The following is a 17,228-nucleotide window of genomic DNA, read 5'->3' as shown; positions in this document are numbered from 1 at the left end:
CTCACTTCACCAGCTCCTCGTAGTAGCGCTTCACCTGCTCCCGATACTTCTCCGGAGCGCCCTGCTTCATCGCGTCCAGCAGGTCCTTGCGGAACTCCTTGGGCGCCTGGAAGGAGTCCTCGTCGGGCAGCTCGACCTTCTCCTTCGGGTCGCGGCCGTTGCCCTCCTGACGGCGGCCCATGCCCATGGGGAGCGGCAGCCCACGTCCGCCCTTCTTGCCCTGCTGGCTCTGCTGCATCTGCTGCTGGAAGCGCTTGAGGCCCTCCATCGCGGCCTGCTGCTCCCCGTAGCCACGGCCCGGGTCCTTGCCAGCCATCCGCTCGGAGGCCTCGCCCATGCGCCGGCCCACGTCCTCCATCTGCTTGCCGGCCTCCTCGCCGAACAGCGGCGCCGTCTGCTCCATGTCCTCCATCTGCTGACGCAGGCCCTGCGCGCGCTGCTCCAACTGCTGCTGGCGCTGGCTGAGCTGCTGGAGCTGCTGGCGCTCTTGTTGGGAGAGCTGCGAGCCCGGCGGCGGGAAGAGGGACTGGAGCTTGCGGCTGACGTCCTCCACGCCCCGCGCATCCTTCTCCAACTGCTCCGCGAGCTGCGACGACTGCTGCCGCACCTCGGGGGGATTGCCGAACATCTCATCGAGCTGACGCTGCTGCTCGCCCATGGCGGAGAGCTGGCGGGCCGCGTCCTCGGCGCGCGCGGCGGACTCGGCCGCGAGGTCGAAGTCGTTCACCTTCAGCGCGTTCTCCACGTTGCGCAGTTCGGACTGGGCCTCCTCGAGCGGGCGGGCGGCGCGGCCGTTGAGGCGCTCCGCCGGGAGCTTCTGGTAGCTCTCCTGCGCTTGCTGCACCTTGCGCAGCAGCTCATCCTTCAGCGCCTGGCCCTTCTCGGCGAGCCGGTCGCGGTTCTGCGAGCGGGCCTGGTCGCGCAGGGCCTTGGTCTGCTCGGCGACCTTCTGCTGCTCCTCGGCGGTGCCCTTCAGGTCCTCCATGAACTTGCTGAACTTCTCGGCCAGCTCCGGGTACTGCTCCGAGCCGAAGTCGTTCTGCGCGTCGTCGAGGTTGTTGAGCATCTCGTCCATCTTCATGCCCAACTCCTGCAGCTTCGCGAGCGCCTCGTCCGCCTTGCCCTCGCGCATGAGGCGCTCCACGTTGTCGAGCGCCCCCTGCATGTCCTCGTCCTTCATCATCTCGGAGAGCGCCTCGGAGTTGAGGTGCTCGTCGCGGATGCCCTTGCGCAGCTCGGCCATGCGCTGCATCAGCTCCTGGATGCGGCCCTTGAGCTGCTGAATCTGCTGCATCACCTGCTGGCGCGCGGCCTCGTCCGGGTTGCTCTTGAACTGCTCGATGAGCCGCGACAGCTCGCGCCGCTCGCCGGCCATCTGCTTGGCCAGCTCCTGCAAGGCCTCCAGCTTCTGACGGTCCAGCAGCGACTCCAGGTAGAGGATGTCGCGCTCCAGCGCGTCGATCTCCTCGTTCACCATGCCGGTGAGCCGAGCGCCGGTGCCCCAGTCCTCGCCGCGCGCGCGCTGCGTGCGCAGGTACAGGCGGCGGAAGTCCATGGTGCCCGCCACGTGGCGCTGCAACTCAGCGGAGATGTTGGACAGCGCGGAGAGCAGCTCCTTGGGAGCGTCCTTCTCCCGGGCGAGGTCGCGCGAGAGCATGCGCATGTCCGTGGCGAGCTGCTGTCCGCGGGCGTCCACCGCCTGAGCGGCGGCCACGGCCTGCACGTCCTTTTGCTTCGCGCGGTCAGGGCCCTCCAGGCGGTCCGCGAGGTGGTCCACCATGCGGCCCCACAAGGCCTCGGTCTTCTCCAGCGCGGCGCGCAGGTGCTCGGCGGCGCTGTAGATGCGCAGGGCCTGCGTGCGGCTGACGCCCTTCTTCGGGCCCTCCACCGCGTCGTTGTCCTGCGCCTCGACGTAGTAGGTGACGCGGTCGCCCGGGTTGACCTTCAGCGAGCCCAGGTCCCACGCGTACGTGCCCCGGCTGCGGCGCCCATCCTCGCGCGGCAGCGGGATGCGCGTGTCCTGCGCGGCGCCGGGCGTGCGGAACACCAGCGCGAGCGAGGACAGGCCATAGTCATCCGTGGCCTCGAACTTGAGCGTCACCTTCTGGCCAGGGTCGACCTCCACCTCGGAGGCGGGGGTGAGCAGCGTGACCTGGGGCGCCTTGTCCGCCTCCACGTTGAGCGCGATGTCGGGGCCCACGGCCTCGGGACGCGCGCCCTTCCGGTAGAAGACGAAGTGGTAGTGGCCGGACTGCTTGGCGACGAACGACCCTTCCAGCTCGCGCTCGCCCGTGACGCGCAGCGGGAGCGTCTGGTCATTGACCACGATTTCCGCGCGCTCCACGGGACGGTCCGAGCGCGTCTTCAGCACGACCTCGGTGCCCGCCGGCGCGCTCACTTCGCCGTTGGTGCCGGGCACGGTGCGCGGCGACAGGCCGGTATAGGCGGGGTAGCGGTACGTCAGCTCGATGTCGCCGGTGATGGGCTCGGCGCGCGCGGCGGTGGCGGGCTGGCGCGAGACCGCGCGGATGCGGGCGAGCCCCGCGACCCATGCGCTCCCGAAGAAGCCCAGCACCAGGGCCAGCACGAGCACGCCCGCCGCCGCGGCCATCGCGGTGCGGCGCACGGGGCGCGTGTCCACGATGGCGCGCGCGTCCACGGTGCGCGCGCGCAGGTCCATCTGACGAAGGAAGGCCTCCGTGAGGTCCGAGGAGCCCGCCGTGCCGCGCCCATGCGCTAGCTCCACGGCCGCCAGCACGTCCAGGGACAGCTCAGGGCGGCGCTGTCCCACCAGGCGGGCGATGCGCGCATCGTCGCCGACCTGACGTCGAGCGCGGACGATGCCCAGGGCGCACGCGATGGCGGCGCCCGCGGGGAGCGCGAGCCAGAGGACCCCCTGCGCCAGCCGAGGGGCGACCTGCCCGAGGAGCCCGCCGGCGGTGATGAGCGCGAGCGTGGCGAGGCCGCCGAGCAGCCCGCCTTGGGCCCAGAGGGCGCGGTGCTGGCGGGCGCGCACGGCGGCCAGCAGGGCCGAGACCCCATCCGTGCGCGGCGCGGCGCGAGCCACGGGCGGCGCGGCCGGTGGCGGCGGTGGGGGCGGCAGCTCGGGGCCTGGGCTCTGCGGGGTGTCGAGGTTCACGCGGTCTCGTCCGCTCCGTCGCGAGGCAACCCCTGCCGGGGCGACCTATTTCCAGACTGTCTAGCAGTCCCGCTGTCGAGGTGGGGTGGGGACCGCGGAAGGGGGATCGCGGGGTCGGGCGCTCTGTCGGGCGTCGGAAGGAGACGCTGGGGAGAGGGTCCGAGATGCAACGGGCCCCGCGAGGTCCGCTCCCCTCGCGGGTCGTCGCGAGAGGAAGGGCCGGAGCGCTCAGGGCTCGGCGAGCTGAGAGCTGCCAGCGGGTGGGGTGCTCTCCTCGGGGGGAGGAACGCCGCCCAGCTCTTGAGCGAGCGTGGTGAGGACCTCCTGGGTGAACACGATGTGGCCGCGCGGCATGCGAGCGAGCACGCGCTGTGCGGCGGCCTCCACGGTCCCCTCGGAGGGGATGTCGTGCTGGCGACCCTCCTCGGTGAGGGAGAAGAGCGCCTTGCGGCCGTCGAGCGGATCCGACTTGCGCTCCAGCAGCCCCCGGCGCTCCAGGCGCTTGAGGACGCCGGTGAGCGTGCTCGGGTGAACGTGAAGAATGTGTGCGAGCGAGCCCGCGGTGATGCCCGGGAACCGACCGACCAGGCGGATGACGAGTCGCTGCGGGCCGGTGAGGCCCAGCTTGGACTCCATGCGCTTGGAGGTGGATTGGAGGCCGTGATCGACGGCCCACAGCAACCGCATGAACTCGAGCACTTCCCCCAGAGGCGGTCCGTGGGGCTTGCCGCCCTCTGACGGGCCCGGCTCGGTGCCCTGTGTGTCCTTCATGCGCTCATCATCCTTCACCTGCCGCCTCCATGCATCTCCCTTGCGCGCGGAGGTCTAGCGCGACCGGGCGACCCCTGCTGGGAAAATCCGTTGCGCGCTGTTGGGCGGCAAGCTAGGGCGCCGTCCCCGCTCCCCCAGGTAGACCAGTGAGGGGACTCCCGCCCGGACCCTGTCCCAAGTCCTGCCTCTGTTGACCAGTTGTCACTGTGCGTCAGGCCATGGAATCCTCGCCGGCCGCCGAGGGGGAATCCATGCCGTTGCGAGGGGTTGCTTTCGAGGAGTGGGCCCTGGGCCCGGTGTCCCCGAAGCCCGGTTGGGGCGTGGTCGGGACGTGGGTGTCCGAGGCCATGGCAGCACAGCAGGTCGTGGCGATAGCGATCGCCGACTTCGTCCGGAAGGAGCGACTGTTCCGCCAGACAGGGCTGCTGCGCAGTGCCGAGTTGGACGCATCTGGCGTTGCGGCGGAGTGTGGGGCCATGCGCGGAGACGCGTTCGCGGTGGTTCTGCCGCGTGAGCCGCCGAGCATGGCGAGGAGCTTCGCGAGCTACGTTCTGGCCGCGAAGGGCCACGTCGACCCCGAGCAGAAATCAGAGGTGTTCTTCGGTTCGCCCGTCGAAGGCGGTCACGCGACGTTGGCGCTCGCGAAGCACGCCTGTGCCGTGAACCACGATGGGGACCCCGTGGTGCTCCTCGCGATGGAGTCGCGGGCATGGCGCGCGGGCGCGAGCGTGGTGCTGGGGTTCATCTGTTCTGGCGAAGTAGGGTGCGGCCGCATGATGAGACGTGCTGCGATTGGATTGCTACTGGTGTGTGTGGCGGTCGGGTGTGGGCATTCGCGATTGCCGAGCCTGCCGGCGACCCATGGCCAGCTGTCCATGGCCTTGGGGAAGTATGCCAATCATTGGCACGAGGACGTTCAGAACAGTGCGGTAGGCGAGCCTCCCGTTGAGGTGGAACAGGCGCAGGCCGAATCGCTGTTCGTGGAGGCGAAACGCACACTGGAGGGAAGCCCCTCGGACGAACAGGTTCAAGGGGCTTGGGCTGACCTGCGGGCCGCATGCTTTGCTCAGTTTGAGGCGGCATGTGAATACATCGCTGACAATTTCCATCGGCCACGTTCAATCGAGGGAGAGAAGTGGGCGCCCAAACTGGACTCGGTTCAACCGGGGGTTCTGTATTGGGCCGTCGTGGCATGTCGCGCGGGCATTGATGGTCATCTCAGGAAGTGCAGTGCACCCGCCGCATCTCCTCAGCCAGGAACGGCTGCACCGAAGCAATGAGAGAGGGGCATGGGGCTTCATCCATGAGGGCGGGACCGGAGGACAGAAACATGAAGTTGGGGCGATGGGTCGCTGTGGGGATGCTCTTGGGTGGGCTGGTCGGGTGTGGGCATTCGAGGTTACCGACCTTGCCGGCGACCCATGGCCATCTGTCCGGAGTCATGGATGAGTATATGGAAGAGGGGACCAACTACCTGGGGGCCGATATTGGGGCCGCACCGGCAGCAGAAGTTGCGCCGGGCCGCGCTCCGTCCCTGTTCTCCGATGCGAGGCGCACGCTGGAGGGAACTCCGAGTGAAGCGGAGGTGCGTGTCGCCTGGATGGACCTGCGTTCGGCCTGTTCTGCGCGCCTCAAGGCTGCCTGCGACTACCTGCATGCCAACTTCAAGAGGCCGAAGCCTGTCGACTCCATCCAAGTGGAGCGCGGCGCCTACTCGCGGCGGCCGGACACCCTGGCCCAGGTCATCGTCAAGTGTGAGCTGGGCGTCGATGGTCGATTGAGGCCGTGCGAGGTGCTGGAGAAGGGCCCCCTGGACTCCACCGAGGTCATTCTCCGAGGCATCGCGGAGTCGAAGTATTCCCCGTCCTTGTTGGCAGGGCATCCCATTTCAATGCCTCACGTGGTTCGCTTCATCTTGGATCCCACCGATGGGAAGCTGCAGGCAGCGCAAGAGCTCCTGTGGAGGCGGGCTCGGGCGGTCCGGTTCCCTCAAAGTCCTGTGGCGTGGTCGGACCTGGCGGAAGCGCTCGCCAAGAAGTATCCCAGTGTGCCCGAGTATCTGTACGTCGTCCGACACATGAATGAGCTTTATCCCGAGTACTGGTGGTCCGCGAACGAGTTGGCCTGGTCCTATGTGTCAGAGGGCCGCTACGCGGAAGCGCTGCCGTTGGCGCGACGTGCCCAGGCTCGCGTGGCATTCAATCCGTATGTAGATGAGACCGTCGCTGCGGCGCTGCTCGGGCTGGGCCATTGCAGTGAGGGGCTGATTGAGCAGCGTCATGCTGTCGAGTCTCTGCCTGTGGACTGGCCGCTTCCAGAGCGCGAGCGCTTCCAGAAGACGCTTCGCACCTACGAAGAGAAGTGTGGGGCTGCGGTGGCCCCTGCTCTTCACCCACCCTGAGAGCGTGTTGAGAGGGACCGCTATGCAAGGCGGCGCAGCATGAGGCCGGTTTTGTCTTCCTCGGAGCGTCGGACAATCTCCAAATCCAATCCAGCCTCCCTCGCGGCTTCGGCCACCACAGGCCCCTGGTAGCCCGCATCTGCCCAGACCTTGCTCAACGAGGGAGAGTCCTCCGCGGCACGTGGCAATACCGCTCCCGCCGCGGCATCCCAGTCCTGCACGTCAGCGCTCGCCACTCACGCCACCAGAACCATTCCCAGCACATCCACCAGCAGGTGGCGCTTGCGGCCCTTCACCTGCTTGCCCGCGTCGTACCCTCGGCTGTCGGCTTCCTCCGACGCCTTCACCGACTGGCTGTCCATGATTCCCGCCGTCGGCGCGTGCTCTCGCCCTTCCGCCTGGCGCACCTTGCCTCGCAACGCATCGTGCACCCGCTTCCAGGTGCCATCCTTCTTCCACAGCCGGAAGTAGTGGTAGACGCTTTGCCAGTCCGGCAGGTCATGCGGCAGGTAGCGCCACTGCACGCCCGTCCGCGACACGTAGAGGATGGCATTCACCACTTCTCTGCGCGGATGCACCTGCTCCTTCGGGCCTCCTCCCACCGCCCTGACGAAGCGCTCGATGTGGGCCCACTGCTCGTCTGTCAGGTCGCTCGGATACGGCGTGCGCTCGGGCATTGCGAGGTCGGGCATCTTGTTCCGTCAATGCGCCGACCCCGTCGCTCCATTTCAACACGCTCTGAGCGTCGGCGTGGTGCCCGCGTCCGCCAGCCTGTACTCCCCAGTCCGGGCCGGAAGACGCCAGCCACCGCCGCCCATGAGCTGGAGCCCCTGGCGACATTGGCCCGTGAATTGAATCGCCCCGAAGGACGACGCCCCTTGAAAGGCATGACTCCAATCAAGCCAGGTAACCGTCGAGTTCTGTCCAAAAGCTGACGGTGACTTGCCATGCGGGGACCCGGCACTCGTTGCCCCGGCCGCGGACTCGTCCTCAGTGCTCGCCATTGCCACCGCATTGGAAGCAATGGCTCTCACGCACCAGCGCCATGTGGGACAGGAAGGAATTCCCTCCATGTCAGCCCTTGCGGCTACGTTTCCTAGAATAGAGGGGGAAGCAGGGGACATGCTTTTGGTAGACGTGCTGGAGGAGTACCTAGACGAGGCCGAATTTCGGTGGCTGCAGTGGGAGAGGGCCCTGGAGGCACCCGACTTCACGCCGGTGGAGACGGCGGAGCGCGAGGAGCGGCTGCTGGCGTACCTGGAAGGGCTGACGGACACGGACGCCCTGGACACGGTGGTGCGCCCAGCCTTCGACTCGGAGAACGCGCCACGCATTTCGGCCGCGGCCCATGCGCTGCTGGGGCTGGGCGAGGTGGACGAGGTGCTGGTGCGGCTGAGAGGGGCAGAAGCGCCAGCCCGTGCCGCCATCCTCCGGGCGTTGGAGGTGAGCGAGGCTCCAAGACTGGGCGCGCGCCTCCTGGAGTTGCTGAAGCTGGAGGACACGGTCCTGCAGGCCGGGGTGCTGGAGGCACTGGCCTTCCGCCAAGAAGCGCCCGCCGGGGTGCTGGCGCGCTTCTTCACCCATGACGAGGCGCGGGCTCGAGTCGCCGCCCTGCGTGGGGCGCCCTCGCTGCTTGAGGAGGCGGTGCGCAGGCACTTGCCCGCGCTGCTCGACTCAGCCCACCCCGGCACTCGTGCGGCTGCCATGGAGGCGGGCCTCACCTCGGGAGTGCGCATGGCCTGGGAAGCATGCCGCAAGGAAGTGCGCGCGGCGCCCGGCGCTCATGCCCGGGAAGCCATGGTGTTGCTGGCACTGGGCGGTGACGAGGCGGAAACCTCCCTCCTCGTGGACTTGCTGGAGTCCGCCGAACTGCGTGCTCACGCCCTCTGGGCCCTGGGCTTCAGCGGACGGGTGGCGGCCATGGAGTCCTGCGTGAAGCACCTCGCCGTGCCCGAGGTGGCACGCTTGGCGGGGGAGGCCCTCTCGGCCATGACGGGCCTGCGTCTGGAGGGCTCCTTCGCCCTGCCTCCGGGAGAGACGCCCGAAGGCGCTCCGGTACCGCCGGAAGAACAGGAGAGCCTCGACGCCGACTTGACACCCCATCCAGCGGACAACTTGCCCTGGCCGGACGTGGCCGCCGTGAAGGACTGGTGGGCGCAAAACCATGCACGCTTCGTGACGGGCACGCGCTACCTGCAGGGCCAGCCCTTCAGTGGCCCGGTGCTGGTAGAGGCCCTGGAGTCCAGCCCCATGCGTCGCCGCCACGTCCTGGCGCGAGAGTTGGCCATTCGCACCCGAGGGCAGCACCGCATTCCCACCCGCGCCTTCACCCACCGCCAACGCGAAGCCCTCGCCAGGGCCCAGGCCACCCACCTGCGCGCCGCGCCCCTGGCTTCCACCTTGCGCTGACGCCCCATGCCCGCCCTGGAGAATTTCACGCCCTTCGCGGCCACCGACTTCCTCTCGCTGACGAAGCAGGGCGAAGAGTGCCTCGTCCTCGTCGTCGCCGGTAGCTTCGTCCTGCCTCCGGCCGGGCGCGCCACGGACGCACCGCTGGCGGTATGCGAGGAGCAACCGCAGCCCGTCACCACGGACACGTATTGGGGCGAGCCGGAGAAGTCGAGCCTGCGCCACGAGTCGCAGTCGGCCTACACACGGCCGGGAACAGACGTGCTGCTGCACGGCCAGGCCTGGGCGCCCCGAGGCCGCAAGGTGACGCGGACGCAGGTGGCGGTGCGGGTGGGCACGCTGGAGAAACGGGCCACCGTCTTCGGCACTCGCATGTGGTACCGCGGCCTCATGGGGCTGAGTGCCTCGGACGCCCTACCCTTTGAGTCCCTGCCGCTGCGCTACGAGTACGCCTTCGGCGGTACCGCGGCTTCGGGACATGAGGCGCGAAACCCCGTGGGCCGGGGCTTCTACACCAACGCGAAGGAGGCGCTGGAAAAGCCTCTGCCCTCCATTGAGGCGCCCGAGGCCCCCGTGCGCGGCTGGGCGGACAGGCCCCCACCCTGCGGCTTCGGCCCGGTGGCGCGGCACTGGCAACCGCGCCTGGGCTGGACTGGGACATACGACGCGGCCTGGGTGGAGAAGCGCGCTCCCCTCTGGCCCCGGGACTTCGACGAGCGCTTCTTCCATGCCGCCCCTGACGGCCTGCGAGCTTCGACTCACCTCCAGGGCGGGGAGCCGGTAGTGCTGGAGGGCGTCTCGCCCGACGCCCCACTGGCCTTCCACCTCCCCACTCACCGGCTCCTGGCCCGCTGCACCTTCGCCGGGCGGCGGGAGAAGCGGCGCATGGCGCTGGACACGGTGCTGCTGGAGCCGGACGAGGGCCGCCTCGTCCTCACCTGGCGAGCAACGTTTCCTGCGCACCGGCAGTTGGCCCTGCATGAGGTGAGCACCGTGCGGCTGCTCTTGCCCGGGGAGGACACGCCATGAGGGCTGTGCAGGTGGTGGGCCTGGGCCTGTGCACGCCGGTGGGCACCTCGGCGCACATGACGTTGGCCTCGCTACGCGCGGGCCTCGTGCGCTTCGCGGAAACGGAGGTACTGGACGAGGTGGCCGAGCCCGTGCGGGCCTCGCGGCTGAGTCTCCTTGACGTCTCCCTCTCTCGTACTCAGCGCATGGTGGCGCTGGCTCGGCAGGCCCTCGTCGGAGTACGGCCGCTCCTGGACGCACTCCCTCCCGGGCGGGTGCCGCTGTACCTCGGACTGCCCGAGGCAGGACTGGGCGCCCGGGTGGAACAGGAGGCGCTGGTGGCGGCGCTGCGAGCCGAGACAGCGGGACGGCTGGAAGTGGTGAAGGCGCACGAGTCTGGGCGAGCTGCCTTCTTCGAGGCCCTGGCCTCCGCCCAGAAGGACTTGCACTCCGGCCTCGCGGGAGCGCTGGCCCTGGTGGGCGCGGTGGACTCGCTGGCCGACAGCGCTTCCTTGGAGGCGCACGTGGGGGCGCGGCTGCACCTGGGGCGCCGGAATCCGGATGGCCGGATTCCAGGTGAGGGGGCGGGCTTCGTTGTCCTGGCGCGCCCCGGAGCGTCCAAGTCCCTGAAGCTGGAGTCCTCGGGCGCCCTGCTGGGCACGTCGCTCGCCGTGGAGCCGAGGCCCTTCACGCAGAGCCGCCCCAGCCTGGCCGAGGGGCTGACGGAAGCTCTCCATGCCCTGCGGCAAAGCGTGGCAATGGGCGGGCGACGCGTGGACGCAGTCGTGGCCTGCCAGCCCGGAGACGGCTTCTGGGCAACTGAATTCTCCCGCGCCTACCTGCGCAACGCCGCACTCATGCCCGAGCCCTTGCGCGTCCTCGTCGCGGGCGAAGGACTGGGAGACGCGGGGGCCGGCGCGGGCCCCATCATGCTGGGCGTAGCCCTGCACCGCGCACGCTGGCGCCACGCTGCCGCACGCAGGACGCTCGTCTATGGCAGTGCCGACGGTGGACGCATTGGCGCCTGCATCGTGGAGATGATTCGAAACGCCAAGGAGGAAGCATGAGCAAGGTTTTCGCCAACGGCCGCTCCATCATTCACAAGGGGAGCGAGAACACGCACACCTCTGCCGCCCCCGACGTCTGCAAGGTGCCGACGCCGGGTGGGCCGGTGCCCACGCCCTTCGTCAACTCCGCCCAGGACGCCATGCTCACCAAGGGCAGCAAGAGCGTCACCATCAACGGCCAGCCGGTGGCGCTGACGGACTCCGAGCTGAGCGTCAGCTCCGGCGACGAGCCAGGGACGGCAGGCGGCCTCATCTCCTCGAAGTTCAAGGGGAAGATGGCTTGGGGCAGCGGTAGCGTGGACGTGAAGGTTGAGGGCAAGGGCGTCGTGCGCTTCCTCGACGTCACCCTCCACAACGGCAACTCCTTCAACACCACGTTCATGTCGAACGGGCATAACGGGACGGGATTCGCCTACGCGGACGACTTCAAGGGCGCGTGCATCATCTGCCAGAAGGACCCGGACCGCCACGCGGTGATTGAGCAGCAAGAAACAGAAGAAGGCCAAAGCCTCGACATCGCCAAGAAGATTCTCAAGGACCTCAAGGCGCGCGAGGCCGAGTGGGCCCAGGTCAATCAGGAAATCATCACGAAGGAAGCCCAACTCAAGCGCCTTCTCGACGGCACGAATCCGCCGCCCAAACAGGCGACCCGGGATGAGCGAAGGGCGAAAATTCAAGAACTTGAGGCGAAGCGAAAGGGACTTGAGGGCCATCGACGCGCGGACTCTACGGGATACATGTTTGGAGTCATGGTGTGCAGCAAGGGCAAGAGATTCGCCGCAGTGTCGGGTGGCGAAGTTCCTCCTGACTTCATGGCCATCGCCGATACTCACGGCTGCACCGTCATTGGGGAGGCCGCCACTCTGAAGGACTTCCTGGCCAGGAACCCAAGGTGTGCTGCGGGAGACACCGAGGCCATCAAAAAGATGAGAACGCGGTGGGAAGAGACGGAGAAGAAGGTCCGAGCCGAAAAGAAAGAATACAGTAACGAGCCTGGGACTTGTGCAGGAGCCAAACTCATCGGCAAGAGCGGACACGTCGCGAATTCGATGACCGAGATGTTCTTCGCCTTTCCCAGCGCAAGGAAACTGACCTACCCGGTATGCTATCGTGGTCCCCTCGAATACTCCCCACCCAAAGATAGAGCAGTGGGATCTGACGGCAAGGGGGCGGGGGTTTGGAAGCCTCCAAGTGTCGCGGAAGTCGTCGCTGCCATCAAGGAGGGTAGAGGTGGCGATCCCGATGGGGAACGCGTTGAGATGCGACGCAAGTCGGAGGAGACTGTGCCTTCCTGCCAGTCGTGTCAGGACACGCTTTTCATGGCCCGGTGTGACCTCGAGGTGCAGACGTGCGGATGACTTGGTCAAAGCTTCTCGAGGCTCCCCCTCCCTTGTCGATGCCGGGGTTGCTCGCGTTCATGGAACGATGGAGGCCAGGCAGCACCCAGGGCTTCGAGCCGGCCACGGCCGACCAGATTGCAGCCCTGGCCAAGCCGCATGGAGGGCTCAACGCACTGCCTCACGTGTATCGCGAGTTCCTGGAAACGATGGGCGCATCGACTGGCAGCCTACGGTTGACGTTCGGCACAACCTCTATTTCGGCGTTGCTGGCGGACCGCGAGGGACCTCAACGGGAATGGCCGGATGGTCGCAGGTATCTCAAGTTCACCATGGGCGAGGAGGGTAACGAGGGTCGCAACCCGGACATGTTCTTTGAACTCACCCATCGAACACCCAACGAACGGGACGCGGCAATTATCCGAATTCACGAAGAGGACCTAATCCGTGGGAAGATTGCGCCCAAGAAGCCCTTCCCGACCTTTTCCGACTGGCTACGAACAATCATCGTATCCAGACTTGTTTTTGAGGCCGACCCGGAGGAGCAGACGCGGTACTTTGACCTTGAGTCGAAACCCGAGGCTCCAGCCAAGGCATACGAGTTCCTCACGCGCTTGGGATTCTCGCTCACCGAACTCGGGGCCTCGCCAGCGGTAATCCCTCTGGAGCACGCAGAGTATGGCGCGATTGCCCTTGTCGATGCGGCTACAGCATCAATCCCAAGTACTAGTGTGCAGTTGCGCGCGCGTGACAAGGCACAGCAGAGGATTCTGGAGGAAGTCATCAGCGACCATGAGAAGGAGTTGAGCGGTGGTTGACGAGGCCACCATTCGCATGGCGTGCAAGACCTCCGTAACGCCGCGTCGCTGGTGGAGGAAATGCTGCGCACGAGCCTGACGACGAAGGGGAGGCCGGCTGGTATGGCCAGCTTGCCCTGTGCCTCGTTCATCCCCATGAGGCAGCAAGACACTTCTCCTACACGAGGGCAGCGCGGACCAGAAGACGTGCCATCCTCGCGCTCCTATACCAGCCACACAGTCTCTTGTTGCACTCGTCGTGAGAGGGTTGAGTAGGCCCATCCATGGACACCCGCAGCGAGATTGAGCGATTCCTTCGCACCGGCGACTACGACGCCCACGGCAGGGCATGGCCGGGCGATGTCCTCGAAAGAGAGAGGCGGGCGCATGACGAGTTCCGTGAGGGCGTGTTGAAATGGAGCGACGGGGTCGGCGCATTGACGGAACAAGATGCCCGACCTCGCAATGCCCGAGCGCACGCCGTATCCGAGCGACCTGACAGACGAGCAGTGGGCCCACATCGAGCGCTTCGTCAGGGCGGTGGGAGGAGGCCCGAAGGAGCAGGTGCATCCGCGCAGAGAGGTGATGAATGCCATCCTCTACGTGTCGCGGACGGGTGTGCAGTGGCGCTACCTGCCGCATGGCCTGCCGGATTGGCAAAGCGTCTACCACTACTTCCGGCTGTGGAAGAAGGATGGCACCTGGAAGCGGGTGCACGATGCGTTGCGAGGCAAGGTGCGCCAGGTGGAAGGGCGAGAGCACGCGCCGACGGCGGGAATCATGGACAGCCAGTCGGTGAAGGCGTCGGAGGAAGCCGACAGCCGAGGGTACGACGCGGGCAAGCAGGTGAAGGGCCGCAAGCGCCACCTGCTGGTGGATGTGCTGGGAATGGTTCTGGTGGCGTGAGTGGCGAGCGCTGACGTGCAGGACCGGGATGCCGCGGCGGGAGCGGTATTGCCACGTGCCGCGGAGGACTCTCCCTCGTTGAGCAAGGTCTGGGCAGATGCGGGCTACCAAGGGCCCGTGGTGGCCGAAGCCGCGAAGGAGGCCGGATTGGATTTGGAGATTGTCCGACGCTCCGAGGAAGACAAAGGTTGTGGTGCAGAAGCGCCGCTGGGTGATGGAGCGCACCAACGCGTGGCTGACTCGCCAGCGGCGACTGGCTCGGGACTACGAGCGTCACGCGCACTCGTCCCAAGCCTTCATCCACATCGCAATGACCGGCCTCATGCTGCGCCGCCTTGCATAGCGGTCCCTCTCAACACGCTCTCAGGGTGGGTGAAGAGCAGGGGGCTCGCGAGGTGCAGGCCCGTAGCCTAACCTGAAGGAGTGACATTCATGAATCCGAAGCCGGGTCTCACGTTCCTCGAGTCCGTGCGGCATCGCCCCGGGATGTACGTGGGGGACATCCGCGAATACGGGCTGCATCACCTCGTGTACTTCCTGATGAACGCACTCTTCGACGAGGCGCGCGGAGGTGCGCATCGCGACGTCGTGTTGGAGGTAGGGGAGGATGCCTCGTCAGTCTCCTTCTTCTGTACCGAAGCAGGTGTGTCGCCGGCCGGCCTGTCCGCGCGCATCGCGTCAGGCAGCCACTCCCCATCGTCCGCTGTGGGCTTCTGGAATCATGCGTTGCCCATCGTCTGTGCGCTCTCTTCCAGGTTCCAGGTAGACCTTTGGACGGAGGAGGCGCAATGGCGGCTCGGGAGCGTGAATGGCGAGGCGCCGTCGCCGGGTGTCCTCCTGGAGGCGCGGACCCCCGCGCCCGTGGAGCATTCGCGCGGAATGTGCGTGATGTTCACTCCGGACGCCTCCATATTTGAATCGACTGTCTTTGACGCGGAGCGATTGTTCCGGCGTTGCCATGAGCTGGCGGTACTCGTTCCCGGGACGCGCGTGCGGTTCATTCATCGTCCCTCGGGCCGAGACGAGTCGCTGTGTTATCCCGGCGGGCTCGGTCAATGGGCGAGCGAGCTGTCCGCGGGACTCCAGCCGATGCATCCCGAGCCGCTTGTCTTCGATGTCACCTGGGATGGGCTGCGCGTGCGGTGTGCGCTCCAGTGGTGTGAATCCGATGGACGCGTGGAGTCGTTCGCCAACACGGTGAAGACTCGTCGTCATGGTGTGCACGTGGCCGGCGTGTTCCGGGCGCTCAGGTCCGCGCTGATCCATCTGACGGGCTCCACTCGGGGATTCACGCCCACTCGACTGTCGAGAGGACTGATTGCCGTCATCTCGGTCGAGGGCGATGAGCAGCGGATGAAGTTCGCGGGGCCGACGAAGGAACTCCTGGCCATCAAGCGCCTGGACAAGGGCGTGAGGAATCTGCTGCGCCCACGGTTGATCGAGGCCCTTCGCGATCATCCCGTCCTGTCCCACCTGAAGATGCTCACGACACTGCCCGCCGACTCGATGTGAGTTCAGAAGAGGGCGTCCTCTTTCACTGAATGGCTCGAGCCAGCGGCTTGCGGGAAGAGCCGCAAGGCGTGTATCCAGGGGGACATGTCCATCGACCTTGAGGACCTCCTCCGTCGCTTGAACGAACTCGACGCGCTCGCGCGAGCAGGTTCAGCGATGGAGGGCTTCTCGTGGGAGGTCGTCGCGCCATTCGCCCATCTCTGGTCTCACTCCTGGCCTGGAGATGTGGCCGAGGCGATAGACGGCGCGGAAGACCTGGCCGCCGCCCTGGAAGAGGATTGTCCCTCGGGTGGGCCTCAGTGGATCGCGCTCGCGCTGCGCGACGGTTCGACCGAGTCTCGGACGGCGGAAGAGTGTGAGTCCGATGAAGTGGTCCTCTGGACGGGAGACGCCGTCGTCAGTGAGCCGCTGGATGCAGCGCCGCTCTTGATTGTCGGAGGCTCGCTGACCGTCGAGGGCTGGCTTCGGGTGAACGACGGGAGCACCGTTGTCGTGGCGGGAGATCTCAAGGCGGTTGGGATTCGATGTCTCGGGAATCTGGTCGTGCTCGGTGACATCGAAGTTGAGTTTGTGCGAGCCGAGGGCAATGGCGGCCTCGTCTTCGCGCGCCAGCTTTCTTGCCGCGTCTACGACAATCAGCAACTGGCCGTGCATTCGCGTGTCGTTGCCGAAAGTTCCATCTACGAATCGACGCAGTCTCCAGGCGTGCAGAAGGTTTCGCCGGAGTCGCTCTTGGTGGAGGGGCTCATTCGGACAGAGCCGGAGACCGGTCGCGCCATGCTCGACTACGACGAACTCACGCGGCGACAGGAGGCGAACCAGCCGGTGTTCCGCGACGAATGAAAGTTGCCCCAGCGCATGCTGTTGGAGCGCCCTGGCGGGTGCGTCAGGGCGCTCCAAGCGCTCGCATGGCCAGCTCCGTGTCCATGTACTCAATCAACTCCGCGAGCTTGCCGTTCTCGAACCGGCACACGTAGCAGTAGTGGTTGTCGTAGCGGTGGCCGCTCTTCGTCAGCACCTTCCCGCGGCATTCGATGACGACGTGGTCGTCCTCGGCGATGAATCGCAGCGCCTCGTTGGTGTAGACTTCCGCGAAGCGCGCGAACAGCGGTCGAATCAAGCTATTCATCACCTCGTGTTTGCCGCGCCAGCTTCGCGACCACTGCGAATGGCCGGCGATGGTCCAGACGACGTCTTCGGACAGGGTCTCGACGAAGGGTTGGCCGTTGCCCTTGGCCAGTTCAACGAAGGCAGCCTGCATCAGCCGTTTATTTTCGGTGCGGTTCGTCACGCGTGTTTCCTCTTTTGGGCAGGCGTCGTCATGAAGTCCCGTGACGGCCGCTTGCCCGTTTTCTGCCACTGGTCATAGAAGTCGATCTTGCTGTCGAGGAGTTCGAGTGCCTCGGTCCACTCCTCGACGGCCCGTCGCACGCGGTCTCGGTGGGCATTCAGGATTTCCTGCCGGCGCGTCAGGGTGGCGTGCCCCTGTGCGACGAGCGCGGTGTACTCACGCATCTGTTTGATCGACATGCCGGTGTGGCGCAGGCGTTCCATGAACTGCAACCAAGCGACATGCTGCTCGGAGTATCGCCGCCGGCCGCCCGCGTCGCGGATGACGCCGGGGATGAGGCCCTGCGCCTCATACCAGCGGAGGGTGTGCACGCTGCGCCCAGTGCGCGATGCCAATTGGCCGATACGGATGGGGTCGGACATGTCGTCGTCTCGAGTCCCCATTCAACAATTTAGAGTGAACTCTAGGGGCTGTCCCTGATTAATGCAGCCACAGAGTCATGGCCGCGACGTGGAGGACGGCGAGGTAGCAGGTCGCCGTCTTGTCGTAGCGGGTGGCGACGGCGCGGCATCGCTTGAGGTCGTGGAAGC

General features: G+C 66.7%; 14 protein-coding genes and 1 pseudogene. 10 read left to right on the top strand and 5 right to left on the bottom strand.

The window, feature by feature from the left end; all coding sequences use genetic code 11:
- Position 1: 1 nt before the first annotated feature.
- Both KRR26_RS25220 and KRR26_RS25215 read right to left on the bottom strand, forming a co-directional pair.
- Entirely contained in the window at positions 2-3,139 is a 3,138-nt protein-coding gene (locus tag KRR26_RS25220) for a DUF4175 family protein (RefSeq protein ID WP_120209197.1), read from the bottom strand.
- A 228-nt stretch (positions 3,140-3,367) separates the two neighbouring features.
- Positions 3,368-3,910 (bottom strand): MarR family winged helix-turn-helix transcriptional regulator, encoded by a 543-nt coding sequence (locus tag KRR26_RS25215; protein ID WP_120209227.1) that lies wholly within the window; start codon positions 3,908-3,910, stop codon positions 3,368-3,370.
- A 347-nt stretch (positions 3,911-4,257) separates the two neighbouring features.
- Between KRR26_RS25215 and KRR26_RS25210 the strand changes: the two genes are divergently transcribed.
- Both KRR26_RS25210 and KRR26_RS25205 read left to right on the top strand, forming a co-directional pair.
- Positions 4,258-5,190, top strand: a complete 933-nt coding sequence (locus tag KRR26_RS25210) for a hypothetical protein (RefSeq protein ID WP_217081074.1) — start codon at positions 4,258-4,260, stop codon at positions 5,188-5,190.
- Positions 5,191-5,318: 128 nt separating this feature from the next.
- Entirely contained in the window at positions 5,319-6,311 is a 993-nt protein-coding gene (locus KRR26_RS25205; protein ID WP_217081073.1) for a tetratricopeptide repeat protein, read from the top strand.
- A 236-nt stretch (positions 6,312-6,547) separates the two neighbouring features.
- On the opposite strand, the gene KRR26_RS25200 is transcribed toward KRR26_RS25205, so the two are convergent.
- Positions 6,548-7,003 (bottom strand): IS5 family transposase, encoded by a 456-nt coding sequence (locus KRR26_RS25200; RefSeq protein ID WP_217081072.1) that lies wholly within the window; start codon positions 7,001-7,003, stop codon positions 6,548-6,550.
- Positions 7,004-7,433: 430 nt separating this feature from the next.
- On the opposite strand from KRR26_RS25200, the gene KRR26_RS25195 reads away from it, so the two are divergent.
- From KRR26_RS25195 to KRR26_RS25160, 8 genes and pseudogenes are all read left to right on the top strand, one after another.
- The gene (locus tag KRR26_RS25195; protein WP_217081071.1) at positions 7,434-8,720 is read left to right on the top strand and encodes a TIGR02270 family protein; all 1,287 of its coding nucleotides are present in this window, start codon (positions 7,434-7,436) and stop codon (positions 8,718-8,720) included.
- 6 nt (positions 8,721-8,726) lie between these two features.
- Positions 8,727-9,749 (top strand): DUF2169 family type VI secretion system accessory protein, encoded by a 1,023-nt coding sequence (locus tag KRR26_RS25190; protein WP_217081070.1) that lies wholly within the window; start codon positions 8,727-8,729, stop codon positions 9,747-9,749.
- A complete protein-coding gene (locus KRR26_RS25185; protein ID WP_217081069.1) occupies positions 9,746-10,795 on the top strand; it encodes a 3-oxoacyl-ACP synthase in 1,050 nt (349 codons plus the stop codon). Before KRR26_RS25190 ends, KRR26_RS25185 begins: the two co-directional genes overlap by 4 nt.
- Positions 10,792-12,153: a DUF4150 domain-containing protein gene (locus KRR26_RS25180; RefSeq protein ID WP_120211236.1), complete on the top strand. Its 1,362-nt coding sequence runs from the start codon at positions 10,792-10,794 to the stop codon at positions 12,151-12,153. The genes KRR26_RS25185 and KRR26_RS25180 overlap by 4 nt, the downstream gene beginning before the upstream one ends.
- Positions 12,150-12,950: a hypothetical protein gene (locus KRR26_RS25175; RefSeq protein WP_199724000.1), complete on the top strand. Its 801-nt coding sequence runs from the start codon at positions 12,150-12,152 to the stop codon at positions 12,948-12,950. The genes KRR26_RS25180 and KRR26_RS25175 overlap by 4 nt, the downstream gene beginning before the upstream one ends.
- 444 nt (positions 12,951-13,394) lie before the next feature.
- A pseudogene (locus KRR26_RS25170) lies at positions 13,395-14,178 on the top strand (IS5 family transposase).
- An 89-nt stretch (positions 14,179-14,267) separates the two neighbouring features.
- Positions 14,268-15,347: a DNA topoisomerase subunit B gene (locus KRR26_RS25165; protein ID WP_217081068.1), complete on the top strand. Its 1,080-nt coding sequence runs from the start codon at positions 14,268-14,270 to the stop codon at positions 15,345-15,347.
- Positions 15,348-15,431: 84 nt separating this feature from the next.
- Positions 15,432-16,190, top strand: coding sequence for a hypothetical protein (locus KRR26_RS25160; RefSeq protein WP_217081067.1), 759 nt, complete (start codon positions 15,432-15,434; stop codon positions 16,188-16,190).
- A gap of 43 nt (positions 16,191-16,233) precedes the next feature.
- Here the strand turns inward: KRR26_RS25160 and KRR26_RS25155 are convergent, their stop codons facing one another.
- The gene (locus tag KRR26_RS25155; RefSeq protein WP_217081066.1) at positions 16,234-16,638 is read right to left on the bottom strand and encodes a nuclear transport factor 2 family protein; all 405 of its coding nucleotides are present in this window, start codon (positions 16,636-16,638) and stop codon (positions 16,234-16,236) included.
- Positions 16,635-17,060 (bottom strand): MerR family transcriptional regulator, encoded by a 426-nt coding sequence (locus KRR26_RS25150; protein ID WP_217081065.1) that lies wholly within the window; start codon positions 17,058-17,060, stop codon positions 16,635-16,637. The genes KRR26_RS25155 and KRR26_RS25150 overlap by 4 nt, the downstream gene beginning before the upstream one ends.
- Between the last annotated feature and the right edge of the window lie 168 nt (positions 17,061-17,228).

This window comes from Citreicoccus inhibens (assembly GCF_019039035.1).
GTDB lineage: Bacteria > Myxococcota > Myxococcia > Myxococcales > Myxococcaceae > Citreicoccus > Citreicoccus inhibens.
Note: the sequence above shows the minus strand (reverse complement) of the source record. Positions and strands in the feature narration are given on the sequence as shown.

What these genes read in the sequence shown, in the direction of transcription:
- KRR26_RS25175 (WP_199724000.1), top strand. Translation starts at nt 12,150, where the DNA reads ATGACTTGGTCAAAGCTTCTCGAGGCTCCCCCTCCCTTGTCGATGCCG.
- KRR26_RS25210 (WP_217081074.1), top strand. Translation starts at nt 4,258, where the DNA reads ATGGCAGCACAGCAGGTCGTGGCGATAGCGATCGCCGACTTCGTCCGG.
- KRR26_RS25190 (WP_217081070.1), top strand. Translation starts at nt 8,727, where the DNA reads ATGCCCGCCCTGGAGAATTTCACGCCCTTCGCGGCCACCGACTTCCTC.
- KRR26_RS25150 (WP_217081065.1), bottom strand. Translation starts at nt 17,060, where the DNA reads ATGTCCGACCCCATCCGTATCGGCCAATTGGCATCGCGCACTGGGCGC.
- KRR26_RS25195 (WP_217081071.1), top strand. Translation starts at nt 7,434, where the DNA reads ATGCTTTTGGTAGACGTGCTGGAGGAGTACCTAGACGAGGCCGAATTT.
- KRR26_RS25215 (WP_120209227.1), bottom strand. Translation starts at nt 3,910, where the DNA reads ATGAAGGACACACAGGGCACCGAGCCGGGCCCGTCAGAGGGCGGCAAG.
- KRR26_RS25160 (WP_217081067.1), top strand. Translation starts at nt 15,432, where the DNA reads ATGTCCATCGACCTTGAGGACCTCCTCCGTCGCTTGAACGAACTCGAC.
- KRR26_RS25180 (WP_120211236.1), top strand. Translation starts at nt 10,792, where the DNA reads ATGAGCAAGGTTTTCGCCAACGGCCGCTCCATCATTCACAAGGGGAGC.
- KRR26_RS25165 (WP_217081068.1), top strand. Translation starts at nt 14,268, where the DNA reads ATGAATCCGAAGCCGGGTCTCACGTTCCTCGAGTCCGTGCGGCATCGC.
- KRR26_RS25185 (WP_217081069.1), top strand. Translation starts at nt 9,746, where the DNA reads ATGAGGGCTGTGCAGGTGGTGGGCCTGGGCCTGTGCACGCCGGTGGGC.
- KRR26_RS25200 (WP_217081072.1), bottom strand. Translation starts at nt 7,003, where the DNA reads ATGCCCGACCTCGCAATGCCCGAGCGCACGCCGTATCCGAGCGACCTG.